Origin of the sequence: Mesosutterella porci (assembly GCF_022134585.1) — a bacterium.
GTDB lineage: Bacteria > Pseudomonadota > Gammaproteobacteria > Burkholderiales > Burkholderiaceae_F > Mesosutterella > Mesosutterella porci.
On sequence record NZ_JAKNCT010000017.1, the window covers coordinates 1 to 21,934 of the forward strand.

The following is a 21,934-nucleotide window of genomic DNA, read 5'->3' on the forward strand; positions in this document are numbered from 1 at the left end:
ATCCTGTCGTTCCGCAAATTTGCTCCCGGAGCCATGCTTCACAGTGACCGCGGGAGCATCTATACCTCGGAGATCTTCCGGCAGCTGCTTGCTGATATGGGCGTGACGCAAAGTTTCTCTCGCACGGACAACTGCTATGACAATGCCACCATGGAGAGCTTCAACGGCACCTTTAAGGTCGAATCCCTGTACAACTCCCTGCTCAGCAGGGAGAAGCCGAGCTTCCAGGAACAGAATGACAGCATTGCCTGCTATATCGATTTTTACAACAGCCGCCGGCCTTGCTCAGTGATCGGCAACGTCCCCCCGTCAGAGTACCGGCAGCAGCGCCAGAAGGAGAAACAGGAAACGGTGTCTTGAATGCTGCTGATTACGACAGAAATTTTTTCGAGAAATTGAAAAGTCGGATGCCTAAAATAATTCCGTCTTACATCTGTCCAAGAAATCCATACCAGTTCAGCCCGCTTTCCGCGGCTCCGGGGGCTATTCGCCCAGCACCAGGAAGTCGAGCGCCTCGATCACAGCCAGGTAAATCGCCGTGAAAAGGACGCCCCGGAGGTAGTTCGGCCTGTTTTTCCTGTGCCACTCGGTCCCGATCAGCCACACGGGTATGAATCCGAGAAGAAGCAGGAAATTAAGGATGGAGGAGAGCTTCACTTGAGGGCCTCAGGGTTGCGGGAAAAAGACGGCCAGCCCGCCGGGCGGGGGCCGGGCATCGCGGGGACATTTTAGCCGCGCGGCAGCCCGTGCAGGGCGCCCCGCGCCCTTTTGCCCGGCGTTTCAGGAGCGGCCCGTCTCCGAGCCCAGCGCTTCCAGCGCCTTCACGATGATCGCGCGGTAGCCCTCGAGGTCTTCCTGCGTGAGCGTCGGAATCACCGCCTGCCGTATGTAGTCGCTCGTGACGTTCATGGACAGCAGCGCGCTGATCCCGGGCAGCGTTCCCGCTCCCCGCATGCGGTCGTGCACGGCGTTGCTCATGAAGGTGACGCCGCCCGCATCCTCGCTCGCGAGCCGGTTGAGCCGGGCGATGATACTCACTTTCTCGGCCGCGCTCTCCGCGTTCATGAACTCCTGCCCCAGCCGGACGATCTGCTCGCCCACCCTGCGGGTCGCCTTTCGTAGCGCCCCCGGCTCGAGCGGCATGGCGTCGTCGGCCAGGAAGATGGGCAGCCCGAGACTTTGCCCTGCGCGAAGCAGCGCCTGCCCGAGCTCCCCGCAGTCCAGGTTTTTCTGAACGCGCACGAGGTAGCGATTTTCCTTCAGATCCCGGGCGGCGGCCGGGGCGTATGCCTTGGATTCGACGACAACGGTCGGGATGCGGTTCAGCCCCAGGCGCTCCATCAGGTCCTTCTTGACGCCCTCACAGACGTTGCCCTCGAGATCCTCGTCGGGGCCGAGGCCGCCGCGGGTGCCGTTCACCACCAGCAGCAGCGACACGGGCAGGCCGTCGAGCTCGATCACCGTCCCGCCGCACCGGTCGTAGTTGGGCGGGGGCGAGACGGGCGAGAGCAGGAAGCTCCCTCCGCCCGCCCTGCCGAAGGAGTCGAGAGCCGCGAGCGCGCAGGCCCCTTCGAAGGCCGAGGGCAGGGGAAGAGCTCCCTGGCCGTAGACCCGCCCGAAGGTGTGGACCGCAGCGTTCTGGGGCAGCGCCGCGTCAAGCCCGATCGAGCGCTCGAGCAGCTCCTGCTCGGCCGGGGTGATCCCGCGCGAGGTCGAGGCGCAGCCCCTCCCCCCGCTCTCGGTTTCCACGGTGACGAGCCCCCGGGCCTGGTCGGCGTACGCGCGCGCGATGCGGGTGTCGGCCGGCAGCGCCTCCTTCAGGATCCGGGCCGCGGCTGCGAACCCTGCGGAGTCGTCCTGAACGAAGCCGCTGTGGCTGTGCACGTGGCCAACGCCCGCGTGCCCGACGATGCCGAAGCGGCCCTTTTCTTTCCCTGACAGACGGATAGTGGTCATAAAACGGAAGTCCCGCTGAAAAAAAACAGGCCGCGGCGCTCATGCGCGCCCCCACTGAAAAAAAGGGGGTACGGCGGGCGGCCCCGGCGCTTAGCCGTAGATGGATTTGGGCGCGTTGAATTTATCGCGGTCGAGCGTGCCGAGCAGCGACGCGGTCGTCACCATGCCCACGGTGTCGCCGGTCACGTTGAGCATCGTGTTGGGCATGTCGATCAGGCGGTAGATGCCCGCCACCCAGGGCACGATGGTCAGCGGCAGGCCCATCGTCTGCATCATGATGGCCGACATCATGATGCCGCCCCCGGGCACGCCCGCGACGCCGGCGGCCATGATGATGCCGAGGAAGCAGATGAGCACGAGCTGCCCGAAGCCGAAATCAAGCCCGAACATCTGCGCCGCGAAGATGGCGTAGATCGGCATTTCCGCGCAGCAGGCCTGCATGTTGATGGTGGCCGCGGGCGGGGCGAGCAGGTTCACGGTCTCGTCGGGCACGCCGGCGCGCTCCTTGGAGCACTTCATCGTGAGCGGCAGCGTTGCGCTTGAGCTGCAGGTCGAGAAGGCGAGGATCATCGCCGGGAACACGTTAGCGTAGTGGCGCAGGGGGCTCACCTTCGCGATGAACTTCAGGATGATCGGGAACATGACGAGCAGGACCGTAGCGTAGGCCACGTACTGCGTCACGAGCATTTTGCCCAGACCGGTGAGCACCTCGGTGCCAAGGGTTCCGGTGACGTCGGCCATGAGGCAGAGAACGCCCAGCGGGGCGAAGACCATCACGATTTCAACCACTTTAGTAATGGCCGTGTTGCAGACTTCGAACCCCTTGCTGAGTAGCCTCTTCGCTTCGGAGCCAGCCGGCAGCAGCGCGATCGCAAACCCGAGGAAGAGCGAGAAGATGATGACCTGCAGGATGTTGAAGTTCGTGAAGGAGGCGAACACGTTGTCGGGAAACCAGTTGACGAGGCTGTTTACGACGCTCACGTCCTTCGTGCTGAAGGCGGCCTTCTCGGCGAGATGGATGCCCACGCCGGGCTCGATCACGTAGGCCCAGAAGATGCCGGAGATGGCGGCGAGCATCGAGGCGAGGAACCAGAAGACGAGGAAGGTTCCGCCTACTTTCTTGAGCCGCTGCAGGTTGGCCACGCTCGCCACGCCGCAGACGATGGAAAAGAAGACGAGCGGAATGATCGTCATCTTGAGAAGCCGTATGAAGATCGTTCCGATGGGCTGGGTCACCTGGCCCCAGATGTCGTAGCTGCCCTTGAAGATGAAACCGAACGCGGCGCCTACCACCATGGCCAGAAGAATTTTGGTGGCTAAGCCCAGTTTTTTAGTTTTTGCGGCCATTACTTTCTCCCTTGTTGAATCCCGGCCTCCGGAGCGCGAGGGGAGCGCCTGAACTGGGGCGGGCTTCAAGGTCAGTGTACGCTGCGGGAGAAAGAAAGTCTTGAGCAGATTTGATTAGCTTATTTTATTTAAGAACAATAACTTAGATCTAATTTTCCGTAACAGAAACCCCTCCCCGGCCTGGCCGCGGAGAGAAGGCCGCAGGGGCGATCCCCAGGCGAGCCTGAAGCGCGCCCCGCCGCCCCGGACCGGCCGCGCCTTTTCAGGCGGAAGGACGCCCGAAGGCTTTTTGGATGCGCCCGAGCGCCTCTTCGAGGACGGCGCGGGGCACGGCGATGTTCATGCGCACGAAGCCCCCGCCCGCGGGGCCGAAGTCAAGCCCGTTGCAGAGCCTGATGCCCGCCTGCTCCATGAAGGCCTCGCCCAGTTTTTCCGCCCGGATGCCGAGCCCCCTGCAGTCGAGCCAGAGCAGGAACCCGGCCTCGGGGCGATAGGTGCGCACCGCGGGGAGCTCCCGCTCGAAGAACTGCAACGCGAGGTCAATGTTTCCAAGCAGGTAGGTCCGCAGCTGCCGCTGCCAGTCGTCGGCCTGGCCCTCGAGGACGGAGCGGGCCGCTGCGGCGGCGCAGGCGTTCACGGCGTAACCGAAGCTGTGCGCCTGCGAGGCCTGCGCGAAGCGCTCGCGCAGCTTCGGGGAGGCCACGGCGACGATCGCGTGGGGCAGCCCCATCAGGTTGAACCCCTTGCTCATGCTCACGATCTGTATTGAGACCGCGCGGGCCTCGGCCGAGGCCGCGAGAATCGGAGTGTGGAGGTGGTTGCCGTAGGTGAGCAGCGAGTGCACCTCGTCGGAGATGATCGGGACGCTGTAGCGCGCGCAGATCGACGCGAGCCGGGCGAGCTCCTGCTTTGTGAAGACCCTTCCCGTGGGGTTCTGGGGATTGACCAGAACGAAGGCGGCGGGCCGCTCCTCGCGGACCTTCTGCTCGAAGTCCTCGAAGTCGATTTCAAAGTGCCCGCGCACCGGCTTCATCGGGTTTCTGAGAACCCGGCAGCCCGACAGAGAGATCATGCGGCGGATGGGCCCGAAGCTCGGACACTGGAGGATGACCTGGCTGTTGGGCTTCATGAACAGCCCCAGTGCAAGCCGCACGGCGGCAAGCGTTCCCGGGACGCTGAAGAGCCATTCGCGCTCGATCCTGAGGCCGTAGGTGCGGCTGTACCAGTCCTCGACAGCGCGGAAATAGCCCTCGGGCAGGCGCCTGTAATTGTAGGTGTTTTCTTCGACAATCGGCCGCAGCGCCTCGCGCACGCAGGGCGGGCACTCGAAGTCGAGATCCGCGGTGTCCATGCCGATCACATCGCTGCGGCCTGCGGGCTGCTCCCAGCGGTAGGAGCCGTCCTTGCGATGGTCGGCGGTCTGGTCAAAGCAGAAATCGGGCATTGTCGTCAACCTCCTGTCTTTGAAAACACATGGAGCTTTTCCTATTGTATGCCTAGGGCGGGGCAGGGCGGGAAGGCGAAAAAACGGGAGGGCCGCTTAAAAAAGCGGCCCTCCCGTTTCCGCCGCGGGGCGCAGCCCCGCGCGCGGTCTGGCCTGTGCCCCGCTTCAGGCCTTGAAGGCCAGCTGCAGCGGCGGGACGATCTGCTTTTTGCGGCTCATCACGCCGGGCATCCACATCGTGGCCGGATCGGCCTTCAGGGCCTTCACGATGAGCTCGGGCTCATCGGAGCACACGAGCAGCTCGGAGCCCTCCCTCATGATGTCGGTCAGCACGAGCAGGGCCGAGTGGCGGCCTTCGGCCTTCACGCGAGCCAGCTCCTCGGCGAGGGCCTTCTTCAGCTCCGGGCTCACCATCGACAGCGAGATGAGCTCGAGCTGTCCGATGCCCACCTTGCGGCCGTTCATGTCGAAGTCCTTGAAGTCGCGGAAGATGAGATCGCGCGGGGAGGCGTCGAGGTTGCTCTTTGCCTTGAACATCTCCATGCCGAGGGCCTCGACGTCGGTGACGCCGGCGATCGAGGCGAGCTCGGCGGCAGCCTTCCTGTCGGCTTCCGTGCAGGTCGGGCTCTTGAAGAGCACGGTGTCGGAGAGGATCGCGCAGAGCATGGCGCCGGCAAGCTCACGGGGCACCTTGACTCCGTAGAAGTCGTACATCAGCTTGAGCACCGTGTTCGAGCAGCCGACCGGCTGGATCCAGCACTCCAGCGGGGCGTCGGAAGTCACGTCGCCCAGCTTGTGGTGGTCGACGATGCCGAGCAGGCGGCATTTGCCGAAGTCAGCGGGAGCCTGGGCGAGGTCGGAGTAGTCGACAAGATAGACGTCGCGGCCGGCCACGGACGTGACGATCTGCGGAGCCTCGAGGCCGAAGCGCTTCAGCACGAAGGCGGTCTCGGGAGCGGGCTCGCCCTGAGCGGCCGCAGCGGCGTCGATGCCGCGGGCCCGGTAAAGATTGGCGGCGGACAGGGCCGCGACGATGGAGTCTGTATCGGGGTTCTTGTGCCCCAGAACCAAAACGCTCATCAGTAACCTCAGAAAAGAAACAAACGGATGAAGGGAAAATGCCGCGGGCAAAAGCGCCGCCCTCCGCCGCAATCCTACACGACGGGGCCGGCGCCCGTCCCGCCTCAGTACTTCATGACGCGGTGCAGGAACTCCGCGACGTCGGCCAGCGCCTCACCGCCGAAGTCGTGCTCCGCCTCGTATTCATGCCAGGTGACGTTCACGCCAAGCTGCGCGAGAAGCCGCGCGCTGTGCTCTGCGAAGGGCAGCGGGACGATTTCGTCGTAGGCGCCGTGCCCGATGAAAAAGGGCGTGGCGCGCCCGCCGCTGCGGATCTCAGCGGGCAGGGCCTGCGAGAGGGGCAGGTAGCCCGACAGCGCGATCACGCCGCCCAGCGCGAGCTCCTGGCGCGCTCCGGTGAAGAGCGCCATCGAGGCGCCCTGGGAGAATCCCGCAAGGAAGATCCTCTGGCGCGGCATGCCCCTAGCGGCAATCTCGTCCACGAGCCTCGTGATGCGGCCGCAGGCCTGGCGGATGCGCGGCTCGTCCTCTTCGTCCGAGAGCCCGCGGCCGGGCAGGTCGTACCAGGCGCGCACGAGCTTGCCCGGCGTGGCGCTCAGCTCGAGCTGCGGCGCGTTCACCATATAGAACTGGGCCGAGGGACCGCGCAGCTCGGAAAGCTGTTCGGGCAGCTCCGAGAAGTCGTGCACGTCGGTGCCCATGCCGCCCAGCCAGACGATCGCGCAGGGCGCGGGCAGCCTGCCGCCGGCGGGATCGAGCCGGAAAACCTCCAGCTGCTCCGCGGCGGGCGTGACCTCCACGGTCCTGCCGCCGGGCACGCGCAGCGGCGCGGGGTCCACGAAAACGCGCCGGGCGCCTTCGTCTCCGGGGGGCTCGGACGGGGCCCCGGCGGAGGGCTGCTGCGGGCGGCCGTTTTGAACGGGCTCGGGCTCTCCCGGCGCGGCGGGCGCCGCCTCGTCCTGCGCCTCGCGCGAGAGCTTTTCCTGCCTCGCCTTGAGGGCGGACTTCGGCCTGAAGGCGCGGCATACCGCCGGGTCGGTTTCAATCCACGGCCCGCCGATGAGGTCGATGCAGTAGGGGATGGCGGCGAAAATGCCCGGGACGATCTGCTCGCCTTCGGGGCCGCGCACGCCTCCGAGCGTCTCCGCGATCGCCTTCGGCTGGCCCGGCAGGTTTACGATGAGGGCCGCATGCCCTGGAATTTCGCGGAGGACCCCGACCTGGCGCGACAGGATGGCGGTGGGCACGAAGTGCAGCGACACGGCCCTCATCTGCTCGCCGAAGCCCGGCAGCTCCCGGGTCGCGACGGCCAGCGTCGCCTCCGGAGTCACGTCGCGCCGCGACGGGCCGGTGCCCCCCGTGGTGAGCACGAGGTCGCAGCGCTCGTCGTCCACCAGGGCGACGAGCGTGCGTTCTATGGCGTAGCGGTCGTCGGCGATGAGCCGCTTCACGAACCTCACCGGGGTCGTGATGGCCCGGGTGCACCATTCAACCAGGGCGGGGATGCCCTTGTCCTCATATGTTCCGGCGCTCGCCCGGTCGGAGATCGACACGAGCCCGATTACGGTTTCACCAGCGTTTGTCGTTTCCATTACTCGTTCTCCTGTTCAGCGCCTGCCCGGACCTGGGCCGCGAGACCGGCTTCGCGCTCGGCCGTGAGGGCTTCGCGCAGGATCTGGTAGATCTCCCTGAAGGGGCGCGGGCTGCGCTTTGCCGGATCCTCCTTGGCCGCCTCCCTGCGGGCCATGCGGATCGTCTGCCGAAGCCGCTGAATGTCCGTCGAGGGATGCTCGTCGACCAGCCGGGTGAGCGCCTCGTCGGAGGCGAGCAGCTCGTCGCGCAGCCTTTCGCACTGGTGCTGGATCGCCACCATTGCGGCGCTCGCCCCGCCGGCGTCTTCCATGGCCGTCCGGATGGCGGAGGCGTCAGCCGCGCGCAGCAGCTTGCCTATGTGCTGGATGTGGCGCTGCTGGGCCTTGAACGTCTTGATGCGCCGGAACTCCCGGACGGCCTCCAGCACGTTCTCGGGCAGCACGGGCGAAACGCGCGCGAGCGTCTCCTCGGGCAGCTTCGTGAGTTCCCGGCCCAGCTCCTGCAGCCCGTGCATTTCGCGCTTGATTTCGGATTTGCTGGGGCCGGACTCTTCGTCGTCGACTTCGCCGTCGTCGCCGAAGGCGTAAGGATCCCGGGTCATGATCTGCATAATTCAGTGTCCTTCCAAAAAACGCCGTCCCGACGGCTCTCGGGGCGGCGCTGCCTGATGGAACCGGAAAAAGTGGCTGCCGGTCAGCGGTCGTATTCGCCGGCGTGCGCGTCGGCAAGGCGCTTTTCGAAAAGCTGCTTCCAGAGGGCCACCTGGCGGCGGACCTGGGCAGGCGCCGTGCCGCCGGTGTGGTTGCGGGCCTTGAGGGCGCCTTCGAGCGTGAGGCAGTCGTACACGTCATCCTCAATCTTATCGCTGAAAGAGCGCAGCACCGACAGCGGCATCTCGTGCAGGTCGACCTTCAGCTCCGAGGCTTTCCTCACCACGCGGCCCACGACATCGTGGGCCGTGCGGAACGGCACGCCCTTGCGGACCAGGTAGTCGGCGAGGTCCGTGGCGGTGGGATAGCCCGCCTGGCAGGCCCGGCGCAGCTCCTCGCGCTGGGGCTCGACCCCGGGCATCATTTCGATGAAAGCATGAAGCGTGTCCTTCACGGTGTCGATCGCATCGAAGACCGGCTCCTTGTCTTCCTGGAGGTCCTTGTTGTAGGCGAGCGGCAGGCCCTTGAGAAGCACGGCGAAGGCGCACATCTCGCCCACGACGCGGGCGGCCTTGCCGCGGGCGGTCTCCGGCACGTCCGGGTTCTTCTTCTGGGGCATGATCGACGAGCCCGTTGTGAAGCGATCGGGCAGGTGGATGAAGTTGAAGCGCTGGCTCATCCAGTAGACGAGTTCCTCGGAAAGCCTCGAGATGTGGATCATGATCAGGCTGGCAGCCGAAAGGAACTCGAGGCCGAAGTCGCGGTCGGAGACGGCGTCGAGCGAGTTCTGCATGACGGTTTCGAACCCGAGCAGCTTCGCACTGTATTCGCGGTCAATCGGGTAGGTCGTTCCGGCCAGGGCGGCGGCGCCGAGCGGCGACCGGTTCACCCGGTGGCGCAGGCTGATGAGCCGCTCGCGGTCGCGCTCGAACATCTCCGCGTAGGCGAGCATGTGGTGGCCGAACGTCACAGGCTGGGCGACCTGCATGTGGGTGAACCCCGGCATGACCGTGTCGGCCTCCTTGTCGGCCAGGTTCACAAGCACCTTCTGCAGGTCGTTGAGCAGGAATGTGATCTCGTCGAGCTCCTCGCGCAGATAAAGCCGCAGGTCGGTGGCGACCTGGTCGTTGCGGGAGCGGCCGGTGTGCAGCCGCTTGCCGGCGTCGCCGATGAGGGCGGTGAGCCTCGCCTCGATGTTGAGGTGCACGTCTTCCAGGGCGAGCTGCCAGTCAAAGGTACCGTTTTTGATCTCTTCGCGGATCTGGGCCATTCCGCGGCGGATGTCCTCGAGGTCCCCGGCGCTGATGACGCCGCACTTCTGCAGCATGGCGGCATGAGCGAGCGACCCCTGGATGTCGGCCATCGCCATGCGCTTGTCAAAGCCGATGGAGGCGGTGTAGCGCAGCACGAAATCGGCCACGGGCTCGGAAAAACGCCCGGACCAGGCTTTGTTTTTAGCATGAAGCGGATCGGAGGAATCGTTGATGTTTGCCATTGCTCAGTGGGGTTGCGGGAACCCGATAATTGAAAGAAAATCGTTATTTTACCGCCCATTTGACGAGCATGCGAAGCCCGCCGGCCGCGGGGCCGCCCGCAGTTTAAAAAAGAAGCGGGTGGGAAATGACGCCGCGCGAACCGGGGCTTCCGGGGCCTAAAAAGGGGCGGCGGGCGTATTCAGCTTGTGGAAATACTCGCTTGTTAAAATAATTCCGAGGCCTTCCCGCAGGGAGAGGCCGGTCGAAAACATTGAAAGGTTGTTTTGAATGGCAGAAATGAAAAAATGCGTCATCGCCACCCGCGAGAGCCCTCTGGCCATGTGGCAGGCCGTTCATGTGAAGGAGCTTCTCGAGCGGCACAGCCCGGGCATGGAAGTCGAGCTGTCCGGCATGACGACCAAGGGCGACCGCATTCTCGACAAGACTCTCTCGAAGATCGGCGGCAAGGGGCTTTTCGTTGTGGAGCTTGAGGCGGCGATTCGCGAAGGAAAGGCGGATCTCGCCGTCCATTCCCTCAAGGACATTCCCATGGAGCTCAGCGAGGGATTCGTCCTCGCGGCTGTGTCGTCCCGCGAGGATCCGAGGGACGCCTTCGTGAGCGGGCGCTACGCGAGCCTGGAGGAAATGCCGGCCGGGGCCGTCGTGGGAACGGCCTCCCTGCGGCGCGAGCTGATGGTCCGCTGCCGCTATCCGCATCTGGTCGTCAGGCCCGTGCGGGGCAACGTCGGCACGCGCCTTCGCAAGCTCGACGAGGGACAGTACGACGCGCTCGTCATGGCTTCGGCCGGGCTCAAGCGGCTGGGGCTCTCGGAGAGGATCCGCTCTGTGATCGAGCCCGAGGTGAGCCTGCCCTCGCCCGGGCAGGGCGCCCTCGGCATCGAGGTGGCCCAGGACAACCTGCAGGCCCGTGAGGCCGTCGCCTTCATCAACGACGCGGCCTGCCGCGCCTGCACGGCGGCCGAGCGCGAGGTCTCCCGCGCCCTCGGCGGATCCTGCCAGGTGCCGCTTGCGGCCTACGCGGTCCCTGAAGGAGACGGCGGGATGTGGCTTCGCGCCATGGTCGGCAACCACCGCACCGGCGAGGCGATCTTCGCCGAGACCCACGGGCGGCTCGAGGCTCCGTTGGAGGCTGCCGCGGAGGTGCTCGGACGGCTTCGCGCAGAAGGCGCGGAACGCATCCTCAAAGAAGTACTCGAGGGCTGAGCAAAGTGCGCGCCGCGACAGCAAATCCGGTCATTCTGACGCGAACCGGCGCGGTCAATCAGCGGCTGGGAACGGAGTTTGAGCAGCTCGGCGCGAGGGTCCTGCTCTGGCCGGCCTTCAAGATCCGGCTGCCGGCCGACGAGCAGCCGGTGGGCGAGCGGCTCTCCAGCCTGGACGACGTCGAGCTCGTGCTCCTCGTGAGCCCTTCGGCCGTGGCCGCCGTGTCGCACTGGGTGGACCGCTGGCCCTCCCACATCACGTTGGCCGCTGTGGGGGAGGGCACGGCGCGGATCGCCCGGAAGGCCTGGGGCGAGGACGTGCCGATCGTTTATCCGCACGGCAGCGCCTCCCAGTCCGGCAGCGAAGCCCTGATGGCCGAGCTCAGGCACCGGGGAATCCCGTCGCGGGTGCTGATCTGCCGCGGTCAGACCGGCCGCGAGTGGCTCTCCCAGCAGCTGATCGCAGAAGGAGCGGACGTCCAGACGCTCACCTGCTACGAGCGCACGCCGCTTGCATTCACGGACTCCGAGCGGCAGCAGATCGGGCAGCTCGCCCTCAGCCTGCCGCCGCCCGTCATTTACATCACGAGCTCGGAGACGGTCAGCACCCTCATGCACGCCCTGCACCCGGTGGAAGGCGCCTGGAAGTGGCTCGTCTCCGGCGGGGCTGTGGTGATCCACCCCAGGAGCGAGGCGGTGGTCCGCGAGGCGGGGTTCCGCTTCGTGCGTATGAGCGACCCCCGGGACGAGGAGGTCATCCGCAGCGTCTTTGAGGTGATGGACCGGCTGAGCAGGTGACCGGCGGGCCCTAAAATATTGAGTCAGGAAATTCGGATGCGGCCCCGGGGCTGCCCTGGGCCGGCGCAGCCGCCGGCCGAATCCCCCTTTCCCTCGGGCGCGCCGGCGAGGGGCTGATATGATACGGACTCGCCGCCCCGGGCGCGGCCTGCGTGCGGCCCGGAACTCCGCGGCCGCCTCCGCGCAGGGCTCTGCCGCGGCGTGAAAGGATGGTCTTCAGAGGAACCAACATGAAACAGATCGTAGCCATCATTAAACCATTCAAGCTTGACGAAGTCCGCGAGGCGCTGGCCGAGCTCGGCATTTCCGGCATGACGGTCACGGAGGTGAAGGGCTTCGGACGCCAGAAGGGCCACACCGAGCTCTACCGCGGGGCCGAATACATCGTGGATTTCCTGCCGAAGGTGAAGGTTGAGGCGGTGGTGTCCGACGAGCTGTGCGACAGCTGCGTGGAGGCGATTCAGAAGGCGGCCTACACGGGCAAGATCGGGGACGGGAAAATTTTCGTCAGCCCGCTCGAGCAGGTGATCCGCATCCGTACGGGCGAGACCGGCGACGCTGCGGTCTGATCCCGGACCAGCCGGGGCGCGGCCGCTTTAGTGGCCGTGCCCGATGAAAAACGCGATGACCGCGCCCAGACCGATGAGCAGGAACTGGCGCAGGAAATCGCTCCGGCTGGAGATTTCAGCGCCGAGCCGCGGGATGAGCTCGCACATCGAAATGTAGAGGAAGCTCGCTCCCGACAGGGCCAGAGCGTAGGGCAGCAGCCACTTGACGGCGTCCATCACAAAATAGCCGAGCAGGCCGCCGGCTGTCGCGGAAGCCCCGGCGATCAGCATGAGCCGGTAGGCGCGGCTCTGGCTGAGCCCCTGGCGGCGCAGCAGCACGAAGTCGCCGATCTCCTGGGGCATCTCGTGCATTAGGATTCCCGCCGTGATGGCCCAGCCGAGGGCCGGGCTCACAAGAAAGGAGCTGGCTATCACAAGGCCGTCCGTGAAGGTGTGCAGCGAGTCGCCCACGATGATCGGCCAGATGCCCCGCAGCGCAAGACTCTGCCCGCGGGAGTCCTTCTGCGCGGCGCCGTGGCTGTGGATGCCGAAGGCATGCTCAAGGAAAATCAGCAGGAATATGCCCGCCCACACGGTGAAACCGACCGCGTGGGGGTTCGAGGCCTGCTCGAAGGCCTCAGGCAGCAGGTGCGTGCAGGCCAGCGCGAGCAGCAGTCCCGTCGAGACGCAGGTCAGGCTGTCGCCCAGACGAAACAGGATCCGGCCGTCGAGCAGCCGGGCCGTCGTGATCGCAAGAACCGTTGCGATCAGGCAGGCGATGAAGATGGAAAGAAGCGTCATTTCTTTTGGTCAGCCTCCGAAGGCTGCGGCCGGGCGGGTGCGTCCTTCACTCCGACAAAGGCCACCGTGTCGGCATCGCCGTAGCGGATTTCCCAGTTGTTATACCAGCAGGCCATTCGGAACAGGCAGATGAAAATCGAAGAGACCCAGACCGCGGCGGTGCTGTCGATGTCCAAGGCGAGCAGGCCGATGTACAGCCAGCAGCCGGCGAACGCCGCGGAGGCGTAGGGCTTGCGGTCGGAGAGCACCAGCGGCAGGCGGTCCAGGAAGACATCGCGCAGCATGCCGCCGCCCGCCCCCGTGCAGACCCCGAGCAGCGTGGCTGGAAGCGCGGGGATGCCCGAGGCGATGGACAGGGCGGTGCCGCCCGCCGAGAAGAATCCCAGGCCGATGGCGTCGGCCCAGATGTAGGCCGAGTATGAGATGCGGTTGCTGAAATGCCGGATCAGCGCCGGAGCGAAGAAGGTGAGCACCAGCGTGAGCCAGACGTAGCCTTCGTGAGAAACCCACCAGAAGGGCCGGTTGTCGATCACGACGTCGCGCATGATGCCTCCGCCGAAGGCCGTGGTGAACGCGAGCACAAACACGCCCACAGGGTCGATCTTTTTATTCTCGGTGGCCAGGATGCCGGCGATGTCAAAGGCGACGATGCCTATGAGGTCGGGGAGATCGGAAAAAATCTGTGCGCTGATGTCCATGGCAGTGCTGGGAGCCGTCTGCTCCCGGAGTGCGGAGGGTCACATTATAAATGCGGCGCCTCCGTCGACAAAGTCCTCGGGGAGGCCGACAGCAGCACCAGAACGGCGCCCGCTCCGCCGTCGATTTCGGGCGCCTCCGCAAACGCCATCACGGTCCCGCACTGCTTGAGCCAGCGGCGGACTTTTTCCTTCAGCACAGGCTGGTGCCCCGGGCTGCCGTTGCCCTTGCCGTGGACGATGCGCACGCAGCGCGCCCCCGCCTTCTGCGAGGAGCGGAGGAATTCGAGCACCGCCTCGCGGGCCGCGTCGGTCCTCAGGCCGTGGAGGTCGAGGTGGTTCTGGACCGTCCAGTCCCCCCGGCGCAGCTTCCGGCAGATGTCGGGCGAGAGCCCTTCGCGCCAGTAGCAGCGCCCGTCCTCGCTTTGAAGGAAAACGAGCGTGTCGACTTCGTCGGAGACGGAGGCGTGGAGCACTGCCTTGCGCTCGGCGATGCTCTGGTGCGGAATGGGCTGCGGGCGGCGCTTCCCGGTGTCCGCGCGCTCCTCTTTTTTGAGGGGCCGGACCCCCATGTCGCTCATGGCGGAAGAGAACAGGCTGGCTTCCTGCCTGCGCCGTGCGGCGCGCTCAGCAGCGCGCCGCTTTTCCTCAAGCCGCAGCTCGGCCTCTTCCTTGAGCTTTGCGCCGACGGACTTCAGATCGGAGAAACTGCTGAGCGTTTTCATTTTCAGTTGCTGTTTTCCTCCAGCCACTTCTGAGCGTCAAGAGCGGCCTTGCAGCCCGTGCCGGCCGAAGTGATGGCCTGGGCGTAAACCGGATCCTGAACGTCGCCGGCGGCGAAGACGCCGGGGACGGAGGTTGCCGTATCCCCGCGGCCGTAGCGGCCCGTCACGATGTAGCCGCGGTCGAGTTCCAGCGCGTCGCCGAAAACGCCGGTGTTCGGAGTGTGGCCGATTGCGATGAAGACGCCGTCGACCGGAAGCTCTTCGGTTTCGGAGGTCTCAGGGTTCTTCAGCCTCAGCCCGGTGACTCCCGTGGCGTCCCCGAGCACCTCGTCGACAACCCGCGGCGTATGGATGACGATGCGGCCCGATTCAGCGGCCTCCTTCACCCGGTTCACCTCGATCGGCTCGGCTCTGAAGGTGTTCCTGCGGTGGATCAGATGAACCTTCGAGGCGATGTTAGCCAGGTAAAGGGCCTCCTCGATGGCCGCGGCGCCGCCGCCCACGACGGCCACTGTCTTCTTGCGGTAGAAAAATCCGTCGCAGGTCGCGCAGGCGGAGACCCCGCGGCCCTTGTAGGCCGTTTCACTCGGTATTCCGAGGTAGCGGGCGGAAGCCCCGGTGGCGATGATGACGCTGTCGGCCGTGTACACGCCGCGCGTGCCGGTAAGCCGGAAGGGGCGGGACGAAAAGTCAACGGACGTGATGACGTCGTTCACAACGCGGGTTCCAAACCGCTTGGCGTGGCTGGCCATGTCGGCCACCAGCTGCGGTCCCATGATGCCGTTGATGGCGCCGGGCCAGTTGTCTACCTCGCTGGTGGTCGTGAGCTGTCCGCCTTCTTCCATTCCGGTGATAAGCGTGGGGGACAGGCCGGCACGGGCGCTGTAGATGGCAGCGGTCCAGCCCGCCGGGCCAGACCCCAAGATCAGGACAGGACTGTGTTCGATTCCAGACATGTCGGGTGTTCCTTAAAATGATGTATAACGGTATGTTACTGAAAAGCGTTTACCCTTGAGAGGCCGGCTGGTCCGGGACCGGCAGGCAGCTTTCCTATAATTCACGCATGACTTTATTTTCGACCAAGAAAGCGAGCCCCCGCGCTCATCGGGCCGCCGTAGGAAAGCCCTACCTGCCGAACTACAGGCAGCAGGAAGCAGCCGTTCCGCACAGGAGTTTTGCCGGGCTCGGCCGCTTTTTATACAGGGCGGCGGGCGTCTGCCTCTGGCTGGGGTGCTTTTCAGCCCTCGTGCTGCTGGGCATTGCGCTGGCCAGCTTCAGCGCAGCCGATCCGGGCTTTTCCATCAGCATGAGCGTTGCTCACACCCATAACCTGCTCGGGCGCCCCGGGGCCTGGATTTCCAACGCCCTCATGTATCTGTTCGGGGGAGCGTCCTGGTGGATCGTCATCGCCGGCATTTTTGCGCTCTTTTCCCGGCTTCTCGAAACTCGGCTGTCGGCTGAAGCACGGGCCGGAGAGGGGCTGCTGTCGGTTTTCGTGAGTCTGGCCGGCTTCGTGTGCCTGATGCTCGGCTCCTCCTGCCTGGAGCGTTTCCTCGAGCTGGACTTCTTCGGGCTGCTGCCCGCCGGTCCCGGAGGGCTGCTCGGGCATTGTTTCTGCAAGGCTCCGGTTCAGATTCTTACCCTTTACCCCGCTCTCGCCCTGTTCGTGGCGATGGTCGTGATAGGGGTTTCAATTGTCTTTCGCTTCTCCTGGCTTGATCTGTGCGAGCGCATCGGAACAATCGTTGACCGCATTCTTCACTGGGGCAGCACCCGCAGGGAAGAGGCGGAGGACCGCCGCATCGGCGAGCAGATCCGGCAGGAAAAGCAGGCGGCGGAACTGCCCGCGCAGCATGAGGTGAGCATTGAAAAAACGACCCAGCCAGCGGCCCGCTCGCCCGCTGCGCCCGCGCAGCCGCTGCCTGAGGAAGGCCGCTCCGGGCCGGAGGCGCCTGCTGCGGAGGCGCAGGCGCCGGCCGAAGGCGCGCAGGACGATGGCTCCGTCCGGGAGCCTGATCTGCCGGAGCTCGCGGACGCGTCCTCCCCGAACCTGTCCCTGTCGCTGCTTGTGCCGCCCGATCCGGTTGTCGACGATGTCGACGAGGACTCGCTCGGGCTCACCTGCCGGCTGATCGAGTCGAAGCTGAAGAGCTTCGGCATCGACGCCCAGGTCGTTTCCGCCCGCCCCGGCCCCGTGATCACCCAGTTCGAGCTTCAGCCCGGGGAGGGCGTGAAGGGCTCAAGGATCGCCGATGTCTGCGACGACCTTGGCCGGGCCCTCGGCGTTGGCAGCCTGCGGCTTGTCATGAACCTGCCCGGCACGACCTGCATGGGGCTGGAAATGCCGAGCGCCAAGCGGCAGACGGTCCGTATTTCCGAGATCATCGGCTCGGATGAATTCCGGAATTCCAGCTCGAAGCTGACGCTTGCCCTGGGCAAGGACATCGCCGGGCGGCCCTATGTGGTGGACCTCGCCAAGATGCCGCATCTTCTGGTGGCGGGGACCACGGGCTCGGGTAAGTCCGTCGGCATCAACGCGATGATCCTCTCGATCCTTTACAAGAGCACGCCCGAGGATGTCCGCTTCGTGATGATCGACCCCAAGATGGTGGAGTTCTCGCCCTATGAGGGCATTCCCAATCTCCTCTGCCAGGTGGTCACCGACATGAGCAAGGCGGTGAACGCCCTGCAGTGGCTCACCCGGGAGATGAACCGCCGCTACGCCGTCATGAGGCGGGTGGGGGTGAAGAGGTTCGAGGCCTTCAACGAAAAGGTGAAGGCCGCGCAGCTGCGCGGTCAGCCCATTGCCGATCCTTTCAGCACTTCGCCTGACGAGCCCTCCTGCCTGTCTCCCTGGCCCTACATCGTCGTGGTCGTGGACGAACTGGCCGATCTGATCCTGGCCGGCGCGCGCAGGGAGGTGGAGATGCTGATCACCAGCCTCGCGCAGAAGGCCAGGGCGGCCGGCATTCATCTGATCCTGGCCACGCAGAGGCCGAGCACTGACGTGGTGACGCCTCTCATTAAGGCGAATATCCCGGCCCACATCGCCTTCCAGGTGGTGACGCGCTATGACTCGCAGGTCATTCTGGGCGAGCCGGGCGCGGAGAACCTGATCGGCAACGGCGACATGCTCTTCCGGGTTCCCGGCATGAGCTCCACCGTGAGGATCCAGGGCTGCTACGTCTCCGACGAGGATGTCGAGAATGTGGTGGCCGAGCTCAAAAAGCGCGGAGAGCCCGATTACATCAACGAAGTGATGGACAAGCCCGAGGAGCCGGCCGGCAGCGGCAAGGCTGGCGGCGAGGCCGACGCCCTCTACGACAAGGCGGTGGAGATCGTTCTCTCCACCAACCGGCCGACGATTTCTTCCCTTCAGCGCCATCTGTCCATTGGGTACAATCGTGCGGCAAATCTGATCGAGGCGATGGAGGAGGCAGGCATTGTGTCCGCCCCTGACGGAGCGGGCAAGCGCACGATCCTGGTTCCGGTCAACAAGGACTAGGCAGCGCCAGCGCCTACAGGGCCGCCCCGTGCAGCCTTATTTGAGGATCATATTTCATGGACGAGACGTCACAGATTAATTTGAGTGGCTTCAGCCGGAGAATGCCCGTCGGCTGGTGCGCGAACGGAGCCCCTTATCCCCTGGATCTGGGCAAGAGCCACGGAGTCATCGTCGGCGGGGGCACTGACGCGGCGAGAAAGCAGACCGTCCAGGCCATGCTCGCCGCCTTTCTGCTCGAAGAGGGCACGGGCGCCGTCTGGTGCGGCGCAGACAGGCCGGAAGCCGAAGGCGTGGAATTTGCCGCGGAAGAAAAGGCGCTCGAGCGCCTGAAGGATTTCTGCAGCGAGCAGATCAGGCGCTACGAGCAGATGAAGGCGGCCGGGTCGAACAACCTCCCCCACTACAATGCCTTCGCCGCCGAGAGAAAGCTCGCCCCGATGCCGTTTCAGCTTTTTATTCTAGAAGACTATCAGGACTGCCTGGCGAGGTTCGGCAGGCCCTTTACGGATCAGCTCTGCTTTGCCGCGAGGTACGGCCGGGCCTGCGGTATGCTGCCCGTCGTCTGCACCTCCAGCGCCGAGCCCGAAAAGCTGCCTTCCCTCCTTAAGGCGGAAATTTCCGACCGCATCTGCCTGGGCGTGCCCTCGCGGCGGGAGTCGTTGTCGCTGCTGGGCGCGCTCGGCGGGGAGAGCCTGAAAAAGGGCGATCTCCTCTACCGGCATGTGGCGGACAAGTCTGAGGCTGTCCGGCTGTCTGCGCAGCCTCTGAAAGGGGAAAACGCATGAGTTTCGCTAAATGGTGCTTTGCCGCGGCTGCGGCGGCCGCCTTTTCAGCCGCGCCCTCCTGGGCCTCCGGCATTGAGCAGCTTTCTGAGTTCCTTAAAAGCACTCAGTCGGCCTCGGGCAGCTTCGTGCAGGAAAATTCCGGTCGAAACGCTTCGGCGAAAAAAAACTTTTCGGGAACTTTTGTTTTCAAGCGCCCCGGGAAATTTGTGTGGTCCTACGACAAGCCCTATAAGCAAGACATTTACTCCAACGGACGCCAGGTCTCCATATGGGACCCGGACCTCAGGCAGGTGACGGTGCGCTCGATTGTGGGGGCGATGCCCGCGAGCCCGGCCGCCATTTTGTTCGGGAACAATGACTTCAGGCGGGACTTTACGGTGAAGGAGCTGCCCGCTGAGGACGGCGCCGAGTGGATCGAGGCAGTTCCCAAAAACAAGGATTCGTCCTTCAGGGATTTCAGAATCGGGTTCCGGGCAGCGATGCCTGTTGCGATGGTGATGCACGACAGCTTCGGCCAGACGCTCAGCCTGAAGTTTTCCGGCTGGAAGAAGAATCCCGCCGTCGGTCCGGCGCGGTTTGAGTTCAAGCCTCCCCGCGGGGCTGAGATCCTGAAAGAATGACGCCTGCTCTTAAGGTGAGTGCGTTCCCCGTATAATCAACTTATCGTAAGCAATTAAGGCTGAATGTCGCCGCAGGCGTCCTTCAGCCGAAGCGGGGTTCCTTTGATGGATTTTCTAATGCGCGCGATGCGCATTGCCAGCCTGGGGGAGGGCCGCCCACGGGGCGGCGCCTTCTCGTCCGTGGCTTTTTTCTTTTCCGGCAGTCCGGCGCCGCGCTCTGCGGCCGGGCCGGTGCTTCCGGGTCGCGGAGGCCGGTCATGAGCTCTCATGGTCACCGGCGCCACGATGCAGGCCGCCGCGGTCCCCTTAAGAGAAAGGCGCAGCTTCCTGAGATTTTTTTCTGCGGCGATCCCCACGGCGAGTTTGATCAGATCAACACCGCCGCTCGGGAGTACAAGCCCGATGCGATGATCATTCTGGGGGATCTCCAGCCGCCCGACGAGCTCGACCGGGTGCTGGAGGAGGCGCTCGCCTTCACCGACGTCTGGTGGATTCCCGGCAACCACGACTCCGATACGGACGCCTATTATGACCGCCTCTGGAAGGGGTCTCTGGCCAGCCACAACCTTCACGGACGCGTCGGCAATGTGGCCGGGCTGCGGGTGGCCGGCCTGGGGGGCGTATTCCGCGGACAGATCTGGATGCCCGACGGCGAGCCAAACTACAGCTCCGTCGGCAGCTTTCTGCGGCGCATCGGCCGCAACAACACCTGGCGCGGAGGGCTGCCCAGGCGGCATCGCACCACCATTTTCCCTTCGGTTTACGAAAACCTGTCGCGCCAGCATGCCGACATACTGGTCACGCATGAAGCCCCCTCGTGCCACAGGAAGGGCTTCACCGCCATTGACCGGCTGGCTCAGGACCTGCACGTGCGCTGGCTTTTCCACGGCCACCAGCATGAAAGCATCGCCTATGGAAAATGCGGCGGCATATGGATCAGAGCGGTGGGCCTGCGCGGCATCGTGAACTTAAGGGGCGAGGAAGTCGTCGAGTCGCAGCTCGATCCCAAGGACGCGGCTGCGATGGCCGCCCGCGGAGAGCTGGTTCTCGGCAGCTCCGAGGGAGACGCCACGCTCGTTGTGATCGATGAGAAGTGCTGCTCCGCCAAGGCCCAGACGCTTAAGGGAAAGATCGTGGCTCAGCCCTGGCGGATTTCAGATCAGCTGTCAAGCAGGCCGAAGAAGGGCTGAACCAGAACCTGCTCGCCCGGTTCGACCGCGCCCCTGTCCTTATCGAGCCAGACGATGCAGTTTCCCCTGCACATGGAGGTGAGCATGGCCGAGGACTGCATGCCCGTGCTTTTCACCACCGCGCGGCCTTTTTCATCGATCCGGAAAATCCCGCGCTGCATTTCGTAGCGCCCCGGCCGCTTCTTGAAGCGGCCTTCCGCTGTCGCCGTGAGGCAGGGCGGGTCCGCGTCGCCCAGCTCGCCGCCTGTTTTCCTTATGGCGCCCCGGGCGAATTCAAGGAAGGTCACAGCTGCGGCCACCGGGTTGCCGGGCAGGCAGAAAAGGAGCCTGCCGGCCACGACGCCGACGGCCATGGGGCGGCCGGGACGCATGGGGACTTCCCAGTTGAAGATCTCCCCCTTCTGCGCTGCGACAAAACGGGTGAAGTCCGCTGCGCCGACGGATACGCCGCCACTGGTGAGAATGACATCGGCTTCAATCGCTTCCTCGAGCGCCTGCAGGAGCTCCTTCGGATCATCCCTGACGATTTTCCTCATGGCGATCTCTGCGCCGGCCCGCTGCGCAAGCGCCGCGATGGAAAAGGAGTTCGCATCGTAAATGCGCCCTTTCCCAAGCGGCTGCCCGGGATCGGTGAGCTCGTCGCCTGTTGAGAGAATGGCGACCCGGGGACGGCGGTAAACGCGGACCGTCCGCAGTCCCAGAGTGGCCGTCAGGCCGATCCAGGCCGGCGTGAGCCGGGTGCCGGCCGGAATCGCCGGGCAGCCCCGGCGGAGCTCCTCTCCGCGCAGGCGCACGTTCCCGCCCCTGCCGACGCCCGCCGCAAAGGAAACGAGGCTGCCGTCGACGCGGGTCAGCTCCTGCTGGATCACGGTGTCGCAGCAGTCGGGGACTTCGGCGCCCGTCATGATCCGGATGCACTCGCCCGGCTCAAGCCGGCCGGTGAAGGGGTGCCCCGCGAAAGACTCGCCGGCGAGCCTGAGCGTGCCGCTGCCGTCGGCGGCGAGATCCGAAAACTTCATGGCGTAGCCGTCCATGGCGGAGTTGTTCGCCTCGGGGACATTAACGGGGCTCACGACGTCTTCGCTCAGAACCCTCGAGAGGGCTTTTTCAATGGGGAGCTCTTCGGTCTCGCGCACGGGACGGACAAAAGACTGGATGGACGAGCGCGCCTCCTGGTAGGAAACGGGCCTGCGGTTGAATGTGGGATTCATCTTTGAATAGCTGCCTGTGGTTCATTGGGCTATAGGAATCTATTGTATAGAGGCCGGCGGCTTGAAGGCCATGACGTCCTGAAACGGGCGGAATGAAAACTTTTTTAAAAAATATTTGACATTTTCAAATTGGCAATGCATAATAATGATCTGCGCCGCTTAAAGCGCAGTGATCTTTAAAAACTGAACAACGAACCGATAAGCGTGGGCATCTGGTTTTTGAGAGCCTCAGGAATTCCTTCGGGAGTTCCGCTCAAAAGAAATCAGGTGCTCGAAAAAAAACGAATG

Annotated in this window: 21 protein-coding genes; 8 read left to right on the forward strand and 13 right to left on the reverse strand. The window is 64.7% G+C overall.

The window, feature by feature from the left end; all coding sequences use genetic code 11:
* The coding region (locus MAF45_RS10855) for an integrase core domain-containing protein (RefSeq protein ID WP_237980607.1) at nucleotides 1–360 on the forward strand (360 nt) is incomplete at its 5' end.
* Between the two features lie 123 nt (nucleotides 361–483).
* Here the strand turns inward: MAF45_RS10855 and MAF45_RS10860 are convergent.
* From MAF45_RS10860 to argH, 8 genes are all read right to left on the reverse strand, one after another.
* Nucleotides 484–657, reverse strand: coding sequence for a hypothetical protein (locus MAF45_RS10860; protein WP_237980610.1), 174 nt, complete (start codon nucleotides 655–657; stop codon nucleotides 484–486).
* Between the two features lie 123 nt (nucleotides 658–780).
* Nucleotides 781–1,956 (reverse strand): hypothetical protein, encoded by a 1,176-nt coding sequence (locus MAF45_RS10865; RefSeq protein WP_237980613.1) that lies wholly within the window; start codon nucleotides 1,954–1,956, stop codon nucleotides 781–783.
* Nucleotides 1,957–2,046: 90 nt separating this feature from the next.
* Nucleotides 2,047–3,303, reverse strand: a complete 1,257-nt coding sequence (locus MAF45_RS10870) for a dicarboxylate/amino acid:cation symporter (protein ID WP_237980615.1) — start codon at nucleotides 3,301–3,303, stop codon at nucleotides 2,047–2,049.
* A 262-nt stretch (nucleotides 3,304–3,565) separates the two neighbouring features.
* Entirely contained in the window at nucleotides 3,566–4,747 is a 1,182-nt protein-coding gene (locus MAF45_RS10875) for a MalY/PatB family protein (protein ID WP_237980617.1), read from the reverse strand.
* A gap of 165 nt (nucleotides 4,748–4,912) precedes the next feature.
* The gene (locus MAF45_RS10880; protein WP_237980619.1) at nucleotides 4,913–5,827 is read right to left on the reverse strand and encodes a manganese-dependent inorganic pyrophosphatase; all 915 of its coding nucleotides are present in this window, start codon (nucleotides 5,825–5,827) and stop codon (nucleotides 4,913–4,915) included.
* A gap of 104 nt (nucleotides 5,828–5,931) precedes the next feature.
* Nucleotides 5,932–7,419 (reverse strand): molybdopterin adenylyltransferase, encoded by a 1,488-nt coding sequence (mog, locus tag MAF45_RS10885; RefSeq protein WP_237980621.1) that lies wholly within the window; start codon nucleotides 7,417–7,419, stop codon nucleotides 5,932–5,934.
* On the reverse strand, nucleotides 7,419–8,030 hold the full coding sequence (yjgA, locus tag MAF45_RS10890) for a ribosome biogenesis factor YjgA (protein ID WP_237980622.1): 612 nt from the start codon (nucleotides 8,028–8,030) through the stop codon (nucleotides 7,419–7,421). The genes mog and yjgA overlap by 1 nt, the downstream gene beginning before the upstream one ends.
* An 83-nt stretch (nucleotides 8,031–8,113) precedes the next feature.
* Nucleotides 8,114–9,565 carry an argininosuccinate lyase gene (gene argH, locus MAF45_RS10895; RefSeq protein WP_237980624.1) on the reverse strand — a complete coding sequence of 484 codons (1,452 nt, stop codon included), beginning with the start codon at nucleotides 9,563–9,565 and terminating at the stop codon, nucleotides 8,114–8,116.
* A 268-nt stretch (nucleotides 9,566–9,833) separates the two neighbouring features.
* On the opposite strand from argH, the gene hemC reads away from it, so the two are divergent.
* The 3 genes from hemC to MAF45_RS10910 all read left to right on the forward strand — a co-directional run bounded on the left by hemC (nucleotide 9,834) and on the right by MAF45_RS10910 (nucleotide 12,135).
* Nucleotides 9,834–10,769: a hydroxymethylbilane synthase gene (hemC, locus tag MAF45_RS10900; protein WP_237980626.1), complete on the forward strand. Its 936-nt coding sequence runs from the start codon at nucleotides 9,834–9,836 to the stop codon at nucleotides 10,767–10,769.
* A 5-nt stretch (nucleotides 10,770–10,774) separates the two neighbouring features.
* Nucleotides 10,775–11,566, forward strand: coding sequence for a uroporphyrinogen-III synthase (locus MAF45_RS10905; RefSeq protein WP_237980629.1), 792 nt, complete (start codon nucleotides 10,775–10,777; stop codon nucleotides 11,564–11,566).
* Between the two features lie 230 nt (nucleotides 11,567–11,796).
* Complete coding sequence (locus tag MAF45_RS10910) at nucleotides 11,797–12,135, forward strand: P-II family nitrogen regulator (RefSeq protein ID WP_237980631.1); 339 nt, start codon at nucleotides 11,797–11,799, stop codon at nucleotides 12,133–12,135.
* Between the two features lie 27 nt (nucleotides 12,136–12,162).
* On the opposite strand, the gene MAF45_RS10915 is transcribed toward MAF45_RS10910, so the two are convergent.
* The 4 genes from MAF45_RS10915 to trxB are packed head-to-tail and all read right to left on the reverse strand — an operon-like array spanning nucleotide 12,163 to nucleotide 15,291.
* Entirely contained in the window at nucleotides 12,163–12,915 is a 753-nt protein-coding gene (locus MAF45_RS10915) for a ZIP family metal transporter (protein ID WP_237980633.1), read from the reverse strand.
* On the reverse strand, nucleotides 12,912–13,613 hold the full coding sequence (locus MAF45_RS10920) for a trimeric intracellular cation channel family protein (protein WP_237980635.1): 702 nt from the start codon (nucleotides 13,611–13,613) through the stop codon (nucleotides 12,912–12,914). Before MAF45_RS10920 ends, MAF45_RS10915 begins: the two co-directional genes overlap by 4 nt.
* A 44-nt stretch (nucleotides 13,614–13,657) precedes the next feature.
* Nucleotides 13,658–14,335, reverse strand: coding sequence for a Smr/MutS family protein (locus MAF45_RS10925; protein WP_237980637.1), 678 nt, complete (start codon nucleotides 14,333–14,335; stop codon nucleotides 13,658–13,660).
* 2 nt (nucleotides 14,336–14,337) lie between these two features.
* Entirely contained in the window at nucleotides 14,338–15,291 is a 954-nt protein-coding gene (gene trxB, locus MAF45_RS10930) for a thioredoxin-disulfide reductase (protein WP_237980639.1), read from the reverse strand.
* A gap of 107 nt (nucleotides 15,292–15,398) precedes the next feature.
* On the opposite strand from trxB, the gene MAF45_RS10935 reads away from it, so the two are divergent.
* The 4 genes from MAF45_RS10935 (at nucleotide 15,399) to MAF45_RS10950 (ending at nucleotide 20,435) form a co-directional block, all read left to right on the forward strand.
* A complete protein-coding gene (locus MAF45_RS10935) occupies nucleotides 15,399–17,840 on the forward strand; it encodes a DNA translocase FtsK (RefSeq protein ID WP_237980641.1) in 2,442 nt (813 codons plus the stop codon).
* A gap of 56 nt (nucleotides 17,841–17,896) precedes the next feature.
* Nucleotides 17,897–18,625: a hypothetical protein gene (locus MAF45_RS10940; RefSeq protein WP_237980643.1), complete on the forward strand. Its 729-nt coding sequence runs from the start codon at nucleotides 17,897–17,899 to the stop codon at nucleotides 18,623–18,625.
* Nucleotides 18,622–19,245, forward strand: coding sequence for an outer membrane lipoprotein periplasmic chaperone LolA (gene lolA / locus MAF45_RS10945; protein WP_237980645.1), 624 nt, complete (start codon nucleotides 18,622–18,624; stop codon nucleotides 19,243–19,245). The genes MAF45_RS10940 and lolA overlap by 4 nt, the downstream gene beginning before the upstream one ends.
* Nucleotides 19,246–19,502: 257 nt before the next feature.
* The gene (locus tag MAF45_RS10950; protein WP_237980647.1) at nucleotides 19,503–20,435 is read left to right on the forward strand and encodes a metallophosphoesterase family protein; all 933 of its coding nucleotides are present in this window, start codon (nucleotides 19,503–19,505) and stop codon (nucleotides 20,433–20,435) included.
* On the opposite strand, the gene moeA is transcribed toward MAF45_RS10950, so the two are convergent.
* Nucleotides 20,405–21,646: a molybdopterin molybdotransferase MoeA gene (gene moeA, locus MAF45_RS10955; protein ID WP_237980649.1), complete on the reverse strand. Its 1,242-nt coding sequence runs from the start codon at nucleotides 21,644–21,646 to the stop codon at nucleotides 20,405–20,407. The genes MAF45_RS10950 and moeA overlap by 31 nt on opposite strands.
* Between the last annotated feature and the right edge of the window lie 288 nt (nucleotides 21,647–21,934).